The organism is Ruegeria sp. C10 (assembly GCF_056537805.1).
Genome location: NZ_JBQFSC010000002.1, coordinates 347,967 through 360,984, shown reverse-complemented (window position 1 = coordinate 360,984; position 13,018 = coordinate 347,967). Strand labels below are relative to the sequence as shown.

The following is a 13,018-nucleotide window of genomic DNA, read 5'->3' as shown; positions in this document are numbered from 1 at the left end:
AAAAAATCTCTGGCGCTCCCCCTCCATTCCGAACAACGCTAAAGTCATGAGCGCCATCGACTCCCTCCCCCCGCTGCGCGAGGTTATCGCAACTCACCAGCTTTCGGCCCGCAAGTCGCTGGGCCAGAACTTCCTGCTCGACCTCAACTTGACCGCCAAGATCGCGCGGCAGGCGGGTGATCTGACTCAATGCGATGTCCTTGAAATCGGCCCAGGCCCCGGAGGTCTGACTCGCGGGCTTCTGTCCGAAGGCGCGCGCAAGGTCGTGGCCGTGGAAAAGGACACCCGCTGCATCGCCGCCCTGAACGACATCGCCGCCGCCTATCCGGGCCAGCTGGAAGTGATCAACGGCGACGCGCTGGAAATCGAGCCGCTGGCCCATCTGACGCCTCCGATCCGGGTGGCCGCCAACCTGCCCTACAATGTTGGGACCGAGCTTCTGGTCCGCTGGCTCACCCCGCCCGAATGGCCGCCCTTCTGGCAGAGCCTGACCCTTATGTTTCAACGTGAAGTGGCCGAGCGGATCGTGGCCCAACCCGGCAACAAGGCCTATGGCCGCCTCGCCATCCTTGCCCAATGGCGGGCCGAAGCGCGCATTGCGATGTCCCTGCCACCCGGAGCCTTCACTCCACCGCCCAAGGTCTCAAGCGCCGTGGTTCACCTGACTGCCCTGCCCGAACCCCGCTATCCCGCTGACGCCGCAACCCTGTCGCGCGTGGTTGCCACAGCCTTCAATCAGCGCCGCAAAATGCTGCGGGCCTCACTGAAAGGGGCAGCGCCAGATATCGAGGACCGCCTGATCGCAGCCGGAATCAAACCCACCGACCGGGCCGAGCAGATCCCGCTCGAAGCCTTCTGCGCGCTCGCGCGCGAAATTCGCAAACCCTGAACGAAAAAACCCCAGGCCTTTGCCCGGGGTTTTCATTAAATTCATGATCGAAAAGCGCTTATTCAGCTGCCTCGGGTGCGTCGCCCTTGTCAGCGGGTGCATCCTCAGCCGCAGGGGTGGCAGCCTTTGGCTTCCGGGTGCGCGGGCGGCGCGGCTTTTCCTTACGCTCGGTCGCTTCGGGTTGCTCGGCATCCTTGCTTTCCGGCGTCTCGACCAGCCCTGTATCGGGCGCAGCCGCCTCATTCCCGAAATCCACAACGTCCGGCTGCGGAGCCTCGGCCGGATCGGCCTGACGGGCTGCTTCGCGTTCCTGACGCTCCGCGCGTTCACGATCACGCTCGGCCTGTCGTTCGCGGTTCTGACGCTCTTGCTCTTCGCGGCGCGCTTCGATCTCGCGCTGCGCTTCGCTTAGCATGCGCAGATAGTGCTCGGCGTGTTGCTGAAAGTTCTCAGCTGCCACGCGGTCATTCGACAGCTGAGCGTCGCGCGCCAATTGGTTGTATTTGTCAATGATCTGCTGCGGTGTGCCACGCACCTTGCCTTCGGGGCCCGAGCTGTCAAAAACCCGGTTTACGACGTTTCCGCCAGAAGGACGATTGCGGTTGTTCTTGGCCCGCGAGCGGGATTTGGAAGATCTCATCTTACTTTACGTCAGCCTTATCAATTCACTGTCGATCAACCCGTATCTAACGCTGCTCAGTGGCTTGTGCCGTTACGCGCTATCGACTTTTTGGGCTTGGCGTCAGGGGTGCGCTGAAACAGCGTCAACCTCGCCGACTAATCCTGAGTAAACATGTCCTGAGCGTTCAGACAAGGGGATTCTCGAAAATGTCGCAGCTTTTTTACATCAATCGGCATTTTTCGGCCTCAGTTTCGCTTAGAAGGCGGCATTCTGGCCCCCACAACACGATCACGCCCGTCCAAATCTGGGATCACCTTTACGCCGGTCAAACCAGCGGCATCAAAAAGGGCAGAAACATAAGCGCCCTGTGTCGGGCCAATTTCAACCAGGATACGTCCGCCGGGCATCAGATAATCCGGGGCCGACGCCGCAATACGGCGATAGGCATCCAGACCGTCGCCCTCATCCGTCAGCGCCATGCGCGGCTCATGCTCGCGCACTTCAGGGGAAAGCGCATGCATCTCGTCCGCTGAAATATAGGGCGGATTCGAAACAATCAGATCGAACTGACCTTCAATGTTTTCGAACCAGTCAGATTGCCGAATCTCGACGCGCGCCTGCACCTGATGCTGTACTGCATTGGCGCTGGCCTGCAGACAGGCAGCTTCGCTGAGGTCGGCGCCGACGCCCGAGGCACTCGCCCGCTCGGCCAGCAAGGTGATCAGGATACAGCCCGAGCCCACACCCAAATCGAGTACATGATCAAACGGCTCGCTCAGCGCCGCCTCGATCAATGCTTCGGTCTCCGGGCGCGGGTCCAGCACATCGCGACTGACCCGAAACCGCCGACCATAGAATTCACGCTCGCCCAGCAGATGCGATACCGGCACTCGGATGGCCCTTAGCGAGATCAATTGATCGTAGCGTTCCGCGATATCCACCGGCAGCTCCTCGGGCGCGATCAGCGTCACCCGGCTGGCCTCGATCCGCGCCGCATGCGCCAGCAGCACCCGCGCATCCCGCGCTGGATCAGGCACACCGGCTGCGCGCAAACGTGCGGTTGCAGCGACCATGGCCTGCGCGGCTGTCAGCGCCGCAATCATTGCGCCATTTCGGCCAGAAGCCGAGCCTGATCATCTGCGGTCAGCGCGTCGATCACCTCATCAAGATCGCCCTGCATCACCTGATCCAGCTTATAAAGCGTCAGGTTGATGCGGTGATCGGTCATGCGGCCCTGCGGGAAATTATAGGTCCTGATCCGTTCGGATCGGTCACCTGAACCGACCTGACTGGCGCGATCCGCCGAGCGTTCGCTGTCGATCCGCTGCCGTTCAAGATCATAAAGGCGCGTTTTCAGCACCTGCATCGCTATCTCACGGTTTCGGTGCTGGGATTTCTCGGAACTGGTCACCACGATACCGCTGGGCAAGTGAGTAATCCGTACGGCCGAATCCGTCGTGTTCACGTGCTGCCCCCCCGCGCCCGAGCTGCGCATCGTGTCAATTCGGATGTCATTGGCATCGATCTGAATGTCCACATCCTCGGCCTCAGGCAAAACCGCCACCGTCGCCGCCGAGGTATGAATGCGCCCACCGCTTTCGGTTTCGGGCACGCGTTGCACGCGATGCACGCCGGATTCGTACTTCATCCGCGCAAAGACATTGTCGCCCTTGATATGTGCCACCACCTCTTTGATCCCACCAAGATCAGACGCTTGTTCCTCGATGATCTCGAACTGCCAGCCCCGCGCTTCGGCATAGCGTTGATACATGCGCAGCAGGTCTCCGGCGAACAGCGCGGCCTCATCCCCGCCGGTGCCGGGGCGTATTTCCAGCATTGCCGGGCGCGCATCAGCCGCGTCTTTGGGCAACAGCGCCAGCTGCAAGGCATGCTCCGCCTCGGGGATACGCGCCTGCAGTTCTGGAATTTCCTCTTCGGCCAGCTCTTTCATGTCCGGGTCGGACAGCATTGCCTCGGCCTCGGCCAGATCAGAAACCAGCTGACGCCACGCCATGATCTGATCGACCACCGGCTTGAGGTCGGAATATTCCTTTGCCAAAGCTGCAATATCCCCGCCCGAGGCACCATCCGCCATGGCCGCTTCGAGGTATTGGAATCGCTGAGTTATCTGTTCAAGGCGTTCTTCGGGGATCATCCGCGCGGTGTCTATCATCCAGAGGCTTTGGTCAAGGCCCTGCCTTGTGCTAGGCTTGGACCATGAAGCGACTGATAATAGCCCTGACACTCATTGCGACGCCCGGAATGGCCGATGTTGTTGGCCCCGGAGGCAAAGTGCAAGACTGCTATTGCACCGACAAATCCGGCACCCGCATCGAGTTGGGAGAAATGATATGCCTGCAGGTCGACGGCCGCATGTTCATGGCCCAATGCCAGATGTCGCTGAACGTGCCCATGTGGCGCGAGGTGCAAGAGGGCTGTTTGTCGTCAGGGTTGCAGCAAAGCAAGCCACTGGGTGACCCGGTCCCGATTGACGCCGAAATCTCTCCGGCCAAATCTTAATCTGGCATAGATACGCAGCGTATCACCGTCTTGCTGCACGGTGGTGTAGTCGGGAAACCCGAACACCTTGGTACGGGTGATATAGGTGATCATGCCCTCTTCTAGAGATCCGGCCAGCACACTGGTGCGTGGTGTTGCGCGCGCAATTTTGTCGAGACGCGCCAGCCCATCAGGACCGGTTTCGACGACCCGAACGACACCACCCTTCAGGTCTCGTTCCGCGTCTTCATGGGCCACATGCCAGCGCACAGGATCTGAGGGCGCAAGTCGGATATAAGCACCCATTGCAAGGCCCACCGCAATCAACAGCCACAGCACCATTTTCATCTGCCCATTCATTCCCGCTATGCCCTGCTTACTCGGTCAGAGGATGGCGTCGCACCCCTATCGTGACGTCACTCCGGGCAGAATGCACAGCATCTCGAACAGTAGATTGGCTGCGGTCAGAGCCGTATTGCCCGACGGATCATAGGGTGGAGATACTTCGACCAGATCGCAGCCCACCACATTCATGCCTGCCAGCGCATGGATCAACTGCAGCGCCTGCGGAGTGGTCAGACCTGCGATCTCGGGCGTGCCTGTTCCGGGTGCATAGGCCGGATCGAGGCTGTCGATATCGTAGGTGATATAGACCGGGTGATCGTCAACAGTTTTACGGATCAAAGAGCCGATTTCGGTCAGGTTCTGTTGCCACAGCTCCCACGCCGGGTACTGACGGAACCCCCAACCTTGTGCCTCGGTAAAGTCGCTGGCGGCGTAACCCGAGCCTCGAATGCCGATCTGAAAGGTCTTGTCAGGGACAATCAGCCCTTCCTCATAGGCGCGGCGGAAGACAGTGCCGTGGGTTTCCTTTTCACCGAACATCTCATCATTCACGTCGGCATGGGCGTCCACGTGCACCAGAGCCACAGGCCCGTGCTTGGCTGCCATCGCCCGCAGGATCGGCAAAGTGATCGAGTGATCCCCACCCATCGCCACTGGAACAACACCTTGCGCCAAAATGCCGTCATAGCTTTCCTTGATGATCTTAAGACTATCGGCGAGCGAGAAAGTGTTGATCGCCAGATCGCCGATATCTGCGATCTGCAGATGGTCGAAGGGCGCCGCGCCATTGGACATGTTATAGGGCCGGATCATCGCACTTTCACTGCGAATCTGCTTGGGTCCGAACCGTGTGCCCGACCGCCACGAAGTGCCGATATCCATCGGAACCCCCAGGATCGCCACATCCAGCCCGTCCAGCGACGACGCCTGTGGCAACCGCATAAACGTGTTCGGCCCCGAAAACCGAGCCAGATCATTGCCGCCAATCGGTTGGTTGTATTGGGTCATGTGATGTCTCCGATCCGGTGCCTTAACCAAGCAGATACCGGGATTATGCCTAACCAAAGGTTAAGGCTTCACCAGCTTGTTCCACCCCAAAAGGCAAATGATCTGTGTTGCCACATGAGCCCCCGCAATCGCCGTCGCACCAGAGGTGTCATAGGGCGGAGAAACCTCGACCACGTCGCCACCTTTGAGGTTGATCCCGGCAATGTCGCGCAGGATGATTTGCGCCTGAATCGAACTCAGCCCGCCCCAGACTGGCGTGCCAGTACCGGGCGCAAAAGCAGGGTCCAGACCGTCGATGTCGAAGCTCAGGTACACGGGGCTGTCGCGCAGAATACCCCTGATCTTCTGCGCCACGGCGGCTGGGCCGGATTCGTAAACCTCGCGCGCGTCGATGATGTTGACGCCCAACGTGTCTTCGTTTGTAGTGCGAATGCCCACCTGAACAGAGCGTTTCGGATCAACCAACCCCGATTTTACCGCCTTGTAGAACATCGTTCCGTGGTCCACGCGGGACATGTCGTCATCGGCCCAGGTGTCCGTATGCGCATCGAATTGCAGCAGTGACATTGGCCCATATTTCTCGGCATAGGCCTTAAGGATCGGGAAGCTGATATAGTGATCCCCTCCCAGCGTGACCGAAGCCACATCCGCCGCCAAAATGGTACGGATATGATCGGTCAGCGTGTCGGGAAAGGCCGGGATATTGGCATAGTCGTAGGCGATATCTCCATAATCCACGATCGCCAGCTCGCTGAGCGCGTCAAAGGGCCAGCCATAAGGCGCATCAGGCGATTGCAAGGCACTGGCCTCGCGGATCGCACGAGGGCCAAGCCGGGTTCCGGGGCGGTTTGTCACCGCCTGATCGAAAGGCACGCCGGTTACAGCAATATCCGCACCCGTCAGGTCTTTGGTATAAAGCCGCCGCAGGAATGAAGTCGCGCCGCCAAAGGTGTTTTCATAGGACAGCCCCTTAAGATCGGGGTTGGTGAATGCCTCATCCACCTGGTTCTTTGCATCTTCCAGTGCCATGTCTTTTCCCTGTCAGCCCAACGGCTGTGCCTTTTCGACGATCCGTGCGAAGAAGGACGCTCCGATCGGCGCGACGTCGTCATTGAAGTTGTATTTCGGATGGTGCAGCCCCGCGCCATCTCCTTGCCCCATGAACAAGTAAGCACCAGGTCGGGCCTGCAGCATGTAGGAAAAATCCTCTGCCCCCATCTCACGCCCAGCATCATCTTTCACGCGTTCCGCGCCGGATACATCCCGCGCCACTTCAGCCGCGAATGCCGCCTTGTCGGCGTCATTGATGGTGGCAGGATAACCCTCCTGATAGTCCAGTTTGGCCTCGACACCGTACGAGGCCGCCTGCCCCGCCACGATCTGCGCCATTCTCTCTTTGACCATCCTTTGCACGGCCGGATCAAAGGTGCGAACGGTGCCATTCAGATAAGCGGTGTCAGGGATCACGTTATTCACTGTTCCGGTGTGTATCTGCGTCACCGACACCACCAGATCGTCCAGCGCATAGTGGTTGCGGCTGACGATGGTTTGGATCGCCTGCGCCATCCCGCAAGCTGCCATCACTGGGTCGCGCGTCTCATGCGGCATTGCCCCGTGGCCGCCCACGCCCTGAATATGGATCTCAAACGTATCTACTGCGGCCATCAGCGGCCCCGGCGTGGTTTCGAACAGCCCCTCGGGCCGACCCGGAGTGTTGTGGATACCGTAAACCTGAGAGATATCGAACCGATCCATGATGCCTTCTTCAACCATCACGCCCGCGCCGCCGCCCTCTTCCTCGGCAGGCTGAAAGATCAGCGCAACCCGGCCCGCAAAATTCCGCGTTTCGGCCAGATAGCGCGCAGCACCCAGCAGCATGGTTGTATGCCCGTCATGACCGCAGGCATGCATCTTACCGGGGTTTTTCGAGGCGTAGTCCACGCCCGTCTCCTCGGTAATCGGCAGAGCATCCATGTCAGCGCGCAGACCAATAGTCGGTCCCTCGCCCTGCCCGTTGATGATCGCGACCATGCCGGTTTTGGCGATTCCCTCATGCAGTTCATCTACCCCAAACTCGCGCAGACGCTCGGCCACATAGGCGGCGGTCTCATAGCATTCGAATTCCAATTCGGGGATGGTGTGAAGGTGCTGGCGCCACTTGGCCATATCAGCGGCGTAATCGGCAATTCGGTTGACGACGGGCATCTGGGGTGGACTCCTGATCCTGACTGCGGGATGGATGCATCTGACACCGGAACGAAAGGGTTCGCAATGGCCGAAAATCCTCTGATCCACGACACGGACGCAGGTATCGAGCGTTTGCTGGAAATCATGCGCCGCTTACGCGACCCTCAATCCGGCTGCCCGTGGGATATCGAACAGGATTTTTCGACCATCGCGCCCTATACGATCGAAGAAGCCTATGAAGTCGCCGATGCCATCGAACGCGAGGCTTATGACGAATTGAAGGGAGAGCTTGGCGACCTGCTGTTCCAATCCGTCTTCCACGCGCAAATGGCTGAAGAGGCTGGGCATTTTACCTTTCAGGACGTGGTGCGCACCATGTCGGACAAGATGGTTACCCGTCACCCACATGTCTTCGGTGATGAGTCCCGCGAGAAGTCGGCGGATCAACAGACAAAGGACTGGGAAACCATCAAAGCCGCCGAACGTGCGGGCAAAGAACAAAAAGGTGCACTAGACGGTGTCGCCGCCAACCTGCCCGCCCTGCTACGCGCACATAAGCTGCAGAAACGTGCCGCGCGCGTAGGGTTCGACTGGCCTGACGCCAGCCATGTGCTCGCCAAGATCACCGAGGAAGCCGCTGAGCTGGAAGAGGCGCGCGACAGCATGGATGCCGACGCGCTTGAGGATGAATTCGGCGATCTGCTGTTCGTGATTGTCAACCTCGGCCGCCACTTAGGCATCGAACCCGAAGCCGCCCTGCGCCGCACAAACGCCAAGTTTACTCGTCGTTTTGAGAAGGTCGAAGCCCGGCTGGCCGAACGCGGAAAAACGCCCACCCAAAGTGATCTGGCCGAAATGGACGCACTGTGGGACGAGGTGAAAATCGAGGAACACCGCGCCAACGGCAAACTCCCGCCGGTGGATGCTCCGGCAGGCACGTAATTCGGCTAGACAAGACCCGCGACAATTGCAAGTGTCCGACCTTCACCGCCCCCGGAGACCCCCATGCCCCGCAAGATCATAATCGACACCGATCCCGGACAGGACGACGCCGTCGCCATTCTTCTGGCGCTTGCCAGCCCCGAAGAGATCGAGGTTCTGGGTATCACCGCCGTCGCTGGAAACGTGCCTTTGGAGCTGACCGCCAAAAACGCCCGCATCGTGTGCGAGTTGGCGGGGCACACCGAAATCCCCGTCTACGCCGGATGCGATCGCCCCCTGAAACGCCCGCTCGTCACCGCCGAGCATGTGCATGGTAAAACAGGGCTCGACGGCCCTGTTTTGCCAGATCCTGAAATGCCTCTGGCCGAAGGTCACGCGGTCGATTTTATCATCGATACCCTACGCGCACATGAGCCCGGCACGGTGACGCTCTGCCCTCTGGGGCCGCTGACCAACATCGCTACAGCGTTCCAGAAAGCGCCCGACATCATCAACCGGGTGCAGGAAATCGTGCTGATGGGTGGTGCGTATTTTGAGGTTGGAAACATCACACCAGCAGCCGAATTCAACATTTATGTCGACCCGGAAGCCGCTGATATTGTGTTTAAATCCGGCATTCATGTCGTCGTAATGCCATTGGATGTCACCCACGACGCGCTGGTCACGCCCCATCGCAACGATGCATTCCGGGCATTGGACAGCAAGGTTGGTCATGCGGTCGCAGAAATGACCGATTTCTTCGAACGTTTCGACAAGGAAAAATACGGATCGGAGGGCGCACCGCTGCACGACCCCTGCGTCACCGCCTATCTGATCCGACCCGAGTTGTTCTCGGGCCGCCACATCAATGTTGAGATCGAAACCCAATCAGAATTGACGTTGGGCATGACAGTGGCCGACTGGTGGCGGGTCACTGATCGCGCACCAAACGCCATGTTCATGGGTGACATGGATGCCCAAGGTTTCTTCGACCTGCTCACAGAAAGACTTGCCCGCCTATGACCGCCGCACTCCGCCTTGCCCGCCCCGACGATCTGGACCGACTGATGGCGCTGGTCGCAGCGTTTCACTCGGAATCCGGCATCGCGCAGGATGACGAGAAACGTCGCAACGCGCTGACCCCTCTACTGGATGGAATTCCCCATGGGTGCATATATCTGATCGGTCCGGGCCGCGCACCGCTGGGCTATGTCATCCTCACCTTCGGCTGGTCGGTCGAGTTTGGTGGCATGGATGCCTTTGTAGATGAGATTTACATCCGCCCCGCCGTCCGCGGACGCGGTATCGCCACCGAAGTGCTGCATGATCTCCCCAAGGCGTTGGCCGAGGCCGGTCTGACCGCCCTGCATCTTGAGGTCGACCGGACCAACGAAACCGCGCAGAAACTATATCTGCGGTCAGGTTTTAAACCGCGCGATCGCTACATGCTGATGAGCAAATCGCTTTAGCGCGATTCCCCCCGGAAGATTACCGCCGGATTTGCCATTTCCTGCACCGGATCATCCTGCGAAACCTGCATCCCTGTGATCGGATAGGTCCCAGGCTCTGAACATGCGGCCAGCATCCCCGCGCAAAGCATTGAAATTACGAGAAAGACCTTTGAAGCAGACATATCGTCCCCCTTTCTGCAATGCTTGCAGACTATCGGGAGTCACAGCGCCGCAATAGGAACAAGTTCACACATAACGACATTTATGTTTGTTTAGCTTAACGATCAGCGGCAGTTCTTATTGAACGTCTGCTCCATGGTCTTGAACTGCCGGGGCACGCGTTTGGGTTTGGGCAGCGCATTCAACTGTTCAGTTATGTTCTCACCGGTGTACCAGGACTCGAACAATAATTCTTTGATGTCATCGTCCAAAACCGTGTTGGCGACGTTATAGGTGCACAGGCATTCCTCCATCGTGACCTGCCCGCTGGGATCGCCTTCCACCATTTTCTGGCACACTGCCTGAGGCGGACGATCAGCCCCTGCAAGCTGAGGCAGGATCAATAGCGCCCCAGCGCCAACGATGCGTTTGAATGTTGTCATAAATCGCCCTCTCCCATGTTGGCCTTCGATGCCCAGCTTAGACGGATCGGTAATGACTCAAAGAAAAAAATGGCCCCGGCGTTCTACCGGGGCCTGATCTGGTTTTACCAAGTACGCCAAACTCAGCGCTTTAGGATCGACGCGCCGGCGTATTCTGCGACCTCACCCAGCGATTCCTCGATGCGGATCAGCTGGTTGTATTTGGCCAACCGGTCCGACCGCGCCAACGAGCCGGTTTTGATCTGCCCGCAGTTGGTCGCCACAGCCAAATCGGCAATGGTGGCATCTTCGGTCTCGCCCGAGCGATGCGACATCACGTTGGTATACCGTGCACGGTGGGCCATATCGACGGCGCGCAGGGTTTCAGTTAGTGATCCAATCTGGTTCACCTTAACCAGCATCGAGTTGGCACAGCCACGATCGATTCCCTCGGCCAGACGCTCTGGGTTGGTTACGAACAGGTCGTCGCCGACCAGTTGTACTTCGTTGCCGATGGCATCAGTCAGCGCTTTCCAGCCATCCCAATCGTCCTCGGACATACCGTCTTCGATCGAGATAATTGGGTAATCTTTGACCAATGTCGCCAGATACTCTGCGTTTTCCTCTGAGGTCAGCGAGATGTTTTCACCCGACAGAACATATTTTCCGTCGCGGTAGTATTCGGTGGCGGCGCAGTCCAGCGCCAGATGGATCTCTTCTCCGGGTTTGTAGCCCGCTTTTTCGACCGCCTGCAGGATGAAATCCAGTGCCTCACGGGTCGAAGCGATGTTAGGGGCAAAACCACCTTCGTCCCCCACTCCGGTGGCCAGTCCGGCAGCCGACAGTTCGCGCTTGAGCGTATGGAACACCTCCGACCCCATGCGCACGGCTTCGCGGATATTCGCGGCCGAGGTCGGCATGATCATGAATTCCTGAATGTCGATCGGATTATCGGCGTGCTCACCCCCGTTGATGATGTTCATCATCGGAACCGGAAGAACGCGCGCCGAAGTACCGCCAACATAGCGATACAGAGGCTGCGTGGTGAAATCCGCCGCCGCCTTGGCCGTCGCCAGCGAGACACCCAGGATAGCGTTCGCGCCCAGACGGCCCTTGTTCTCGGTCCCGTCGAGTTCAATCATCGCCTGATCGATGGCCACCTGCTCGGTCGCGTCAAAGCCCACTAGTTCTTCGGCGATCTCGCCGTTAACGGCAGCAACCGCTTCCAGTACGCCCTTTCCCATGTAACGAGATTTGTCACCATCGCGCTTTTCCACCGCCTCGTAGGCGCCGGTCGACGCCCCTGAAGGCACTGCGGCGCGGCCCATGGTGCCGTCTTCCAGAATCACGTCCACTTCGACCGTCGGGTTGCCCCGGCTGTCCAATATTTCGCGTGCGTGGATGTCGATGATCGTGCTCATGATACGGGTCCCAATGATGCCAACGGTTGCATGCCTCATACCAGCACGCGGCGAAAAGTAAACCGTTTCCGTTATCGCTAACACTTATATTTTTCGGCCTTTAGGGCTAACAGTTTGCTGTTTGCGCCAACAGGTCGCGGGCGCTTAGGCCACTGCTAATGCCCGCGACAGCTGGCGTTCTCGGATGAAAGTATACAGACCTGATCCGATAATCAGACCGGCACCGGCCAACGTCATGCTGTCGGGGCGTTCGCCAAACATCAGCATCCCGGCCGTGATCGAGAACACCAACCGAGTATACCGAAACGGCGTCAGCGCTGAGGCTTCGCCGATCCGCATCGCGGTTACGATGCCGTAATAGCCCAATACGCCGAACCCGATGGCACCCAGATAAGGCCCGATCTGCGCAGCTTGCAGCGGCACAACGGGCTGTGCTGTGAACACCATAAGGGCCGCACCGGCCAGCGCCACTCCGATATAGGCCTGCAATGCGACGACCGACGAGGCCACACGAACATCCAACCTACGCGTGATCAGATCGCGCGCGGCAATTGCAACGACCGAGACCAAAACAAACAATGATTCCGGCTGGAATCCCTCGAACCCGGGGCGGATGATCATCAAGACGCCGACAAAGCCGATCCCGATGGCGCTCCAACGGCGCCAACCGACCTGCTCACCCAGAAACAGTGCTGCCCCCATCGTGACGAATAGTGGCATCGCCTGAAAAACCGCCGCCACAGTCGACAGATCAACAAGTGACAGCGCGGTCACGAAGCTGAGTGCACCAAAGGCTTCGGTCCCGGCACGGATCAGCGGCAAAGGTTGCCACGCGACCGGGTCGAAGATGCGTTTGCGTGTTGCCATAGACATAAGCGTGAACACAGCCCCGCAGATCAGACCCAATGCGATCATGATCTGCCCGGTCGACACACTGACCGAGAGATGCTTGATGAACATGTCCTCAAGCGCGAAGGCCGCCATCGAGCCGATGATCAGCAAAATGCCGTTTACGTTGTTCATGCGCGTTTCCATTGGAACAGGCCGCTGACGGGCGGACCTTTCCGGCAGCAAAACCGCAACCTTTGCGACGT

Annotated in this window: 16 protein-coding genes; 5 read left to right on the top strand and 11 right to left on the bottom strand. The window is 58.9% G+C overall.

The genetic code is table 11. From position 1 onward, the window contains the following. The first annotated feature begins 46 nt into the window (after window positions 1–46). Window positions 47–889, top strand: coding sequence for a 16S rRNA (adenine(1518)-N(6)/adenine(1519)-N(6))-dimethyltransferase RsmA (gene rsmA, locus ACR0DE_RS10175; RefSeq protein ID WP_170396749.1), 843 nt, complete (start codon window positions 47–49; stop codon window positions 887–889). A 58-nt stretch (window positions 890–947) separates the two neighbouring features. On the opposite strand, the gene ACR0DE_RS10170 is transcribed toward rsmA, so the two are convergent. The 3 genes from ACR0DE_RS10170 to prfA all read right to left on the bottom strand — a co-directional run bounded on the left by ACR0DE_RS10170 (window position 948) and on the right by prfA (window position 3,666). Next, a complete protein-coding gene (locus ACR0DE_RS10170) occupies window positions 948–1,529 on the bottom strand; it encodes a DUF4167 domain-containing protein (RefSeq protein WP_170396747.1) in 582 nt (193 codons plus the stop codon). Between the two features lie 227 nt (window positions 1,530–1,756). Further along, window positions 1,757–2,614: a peptide chain release factor N(5)-glutamine methyltransferase gene (gene prmC, locus ACR0DE_RS10165; protein ID WP_480752979.1), complete on the bottom strand. Its 858-nt coding sequence runs from the start codon at window positions 2,612–2,614 to the stop codon at window positions 1,757–1,759. Then, window positions 2,611–3,666 (bottom strand): peptide chain release factor 1, encoded by a 1,056-nt coding sequence (gene prfA, locus ACR0DE_RS10160; protein ID WP_170396981.1) that lies wholly within the window; start codon window positions 3,664–3,666, stop codon window positions 2,611–2,613. The genes prmC and prfA overlap by 4 nt, the downstream gene beginning before the upstream one ends. Before the next feature lie 62 nt (window positions 3,667–3,728). Between prfA and ACR0DE_RS10155 the strand changes: the two genes are divergently transcribed. Next, window positions 3,729–4,031 (top strand): hypothetical protein, encoded by a 303-nt coding sequence (locus ACR0DE_RS10155; RefSeq protein WP_480601409.1) that lies wholly within the window; start codon window positions 3,729–3,731, stop codon window positions 4,029–4,031. On the opposite strand, the gene ACR0DE_RS10150 is transcribed toward ACR0DE_RS10155, so the two are convergent. The 4 genes from ACR0DE_RS10150 to ACR0DE_RS10135 are packed head-to-tail and all read right to left on the bottom strand — an operon-like array spanning window position 3,957 to window position 7,568. Continuing rightward, complete coding sequence (locus ACR0DE_RS10150) at window positions 3,957–4,370, bottom strand: DUF1499 domain-containing protein (RefSeq protein WP_480459319.1); 414 nt, start codon at window positions 4,368–4,370, stop codon at window positions 3,957–3,959. The two genes, ACR0DE_RS10155 and ACR0DE_RS10150, sit on opposite strands and share 75 nt — an antisense overlap. A 45-nt stretch (window positions 4,371–4,415) precedes the next feature. After that, window positions 4,416–5,363, bottom strand: a complete 948-nt coding sequence (speB, locus tag ACR0DE_RS10145; protein ID WP_170396741.1) for an agmatinase — start codon at window positions 5,361–5,363, stop codon at window positions 4,416–4,418. A gap of 60 nt (window positions 5,364–5,423) precedes the next feature. After that, window positions 5,424–6,392 carry an agmatinase gene (speB, locus tag ACR0DE_RS10140; RefSeq protein ID WP_480752974.1) on the bottom strand — a complete coding sequence of 323 codons (969 nt, stop codon included), beginning with the start codon at window positions 6,390–6,392 and terminating at the stop codon, window positions 5,424–5,426. A gap of 12 nt (window positions 6,393–6,404) precedes the next feature. Next, window positions 6,405–7,568, bottom strand: a complete 1,164-nt coding sequence (locus ACR0DE_RS10135) for a M20 aminoacylase family protein (protein ID WP_170636205.1) — start codon at window positions 7,566–7,568, stop codon at window positions 6,405–6,407. 66 nt (window positions 7,569–7,634) lie between these two features. On the opposite strand from ACR0DE_RS10135, the gene mazG reads away from it, so the two are divergent. From mazG to ACR0DE_RS10120, 3 genes are all read left to right on the top strand, one after another. Continuing rightward, a complete protein-coding gene (gene mazG / locus ACR0DE_RS10130) occupies window positions 7,635–8,492 on the top strand; it encodes a nucleoside triphosphate pyrophosphohydrolase (protein ID WP_480752971.1) in 858 nt (285 codons plus the stop codon). Between the two features lie 63 nt (window positions 8,493–8,555). Beyond that, window positions 8,556–9,494: a nucleoside hydrolase gene (locus tag ACR0DE_RS10125; protein WP_480752969.1), complete on the top strand. Its 939-nt coding sequence runs from the start codon at window positions 8,556–8,558 to the stop codon at window positions 9,492–9,494. Beyond that, the gene (locus ACR0DE_RS10120) at window positions 9,491–9,940 is read left to right on the top strand and encodes a GNAT family N-acetyltransferase (RefSeq protein ID WP_170396732.1); all 450 of its coding nucleotides are present in this window, start codon (window positions 9,491–9,493) and stop codon (window positions 9,938–9,940) included. The genes ACR0DE_RS10125 and ACR0DE_RS10120 overlap by 4 nt, the downstream gene beginning before the upstream one ends. Here ACR0DE_RS10120 and ACR0DE_RS10115 read toward each other — a convergent pair. The 4 genes from ACR0DE_RS10115 to ACR0DE_RS10100 form a co-directional block, all read right to left on the bottom strand. After that, complete coding sequence (locus ACR0DE_RS10115) at window positions 9,937–10,104, bottom strand: hypothetical protein (protein ID WP_170396730.1); 168 nt, start codon at window positions 10,102–10,104, stop codon at window positions 9,937–9,939. The genes ACR0DE_RS10120 and ACR0DE_RS10115 overlap by 4 nt on opposite strands. Before the next feature lie 102 nt (window positions 10,105–10,206). Further along, window positions 10,207–10,524: a hypothetical protein gene (locus ACR0DE_RS10110; RefSeq protein WP_170422059.1), complete on the bottom strand. Its 318-nt coding sequence runs from the start codon at window positions 10,522–10,524 to the stop codon at window positions 10,207–10,209. Window positions 10,525–10,646: 122 nt separating this feature from the next. Further along, window positions 10,647–11,924, bottom strand: coding sequence for a phosphopyruvate hydratase (gene eno / locus ACR0DE_RS10105; RefSeq protein ID WP_170406273.1), 1,278 nt, complete (start codon window positions 11,922–11,924; stop codon window positions 10,647–10,649). Window positions 11,925–12,068: 144 nt separating this feature from the next. After that, window positions 12,069–12,947 carry a DMT family transporter gene (locus ACR0DE_RS10100; RefSeq protein WP_480752967.1) on the bottom strand — a complete coding sequence of 293 codons (879 nt, stop codon included), beginning with the start codon at window positions 12,945–12,947 and terminating at the stop codon, window positions 12,069–12,071. Between the last annotated feature and the right edge of the window lie 71 nt (window positions 12,948–13,018).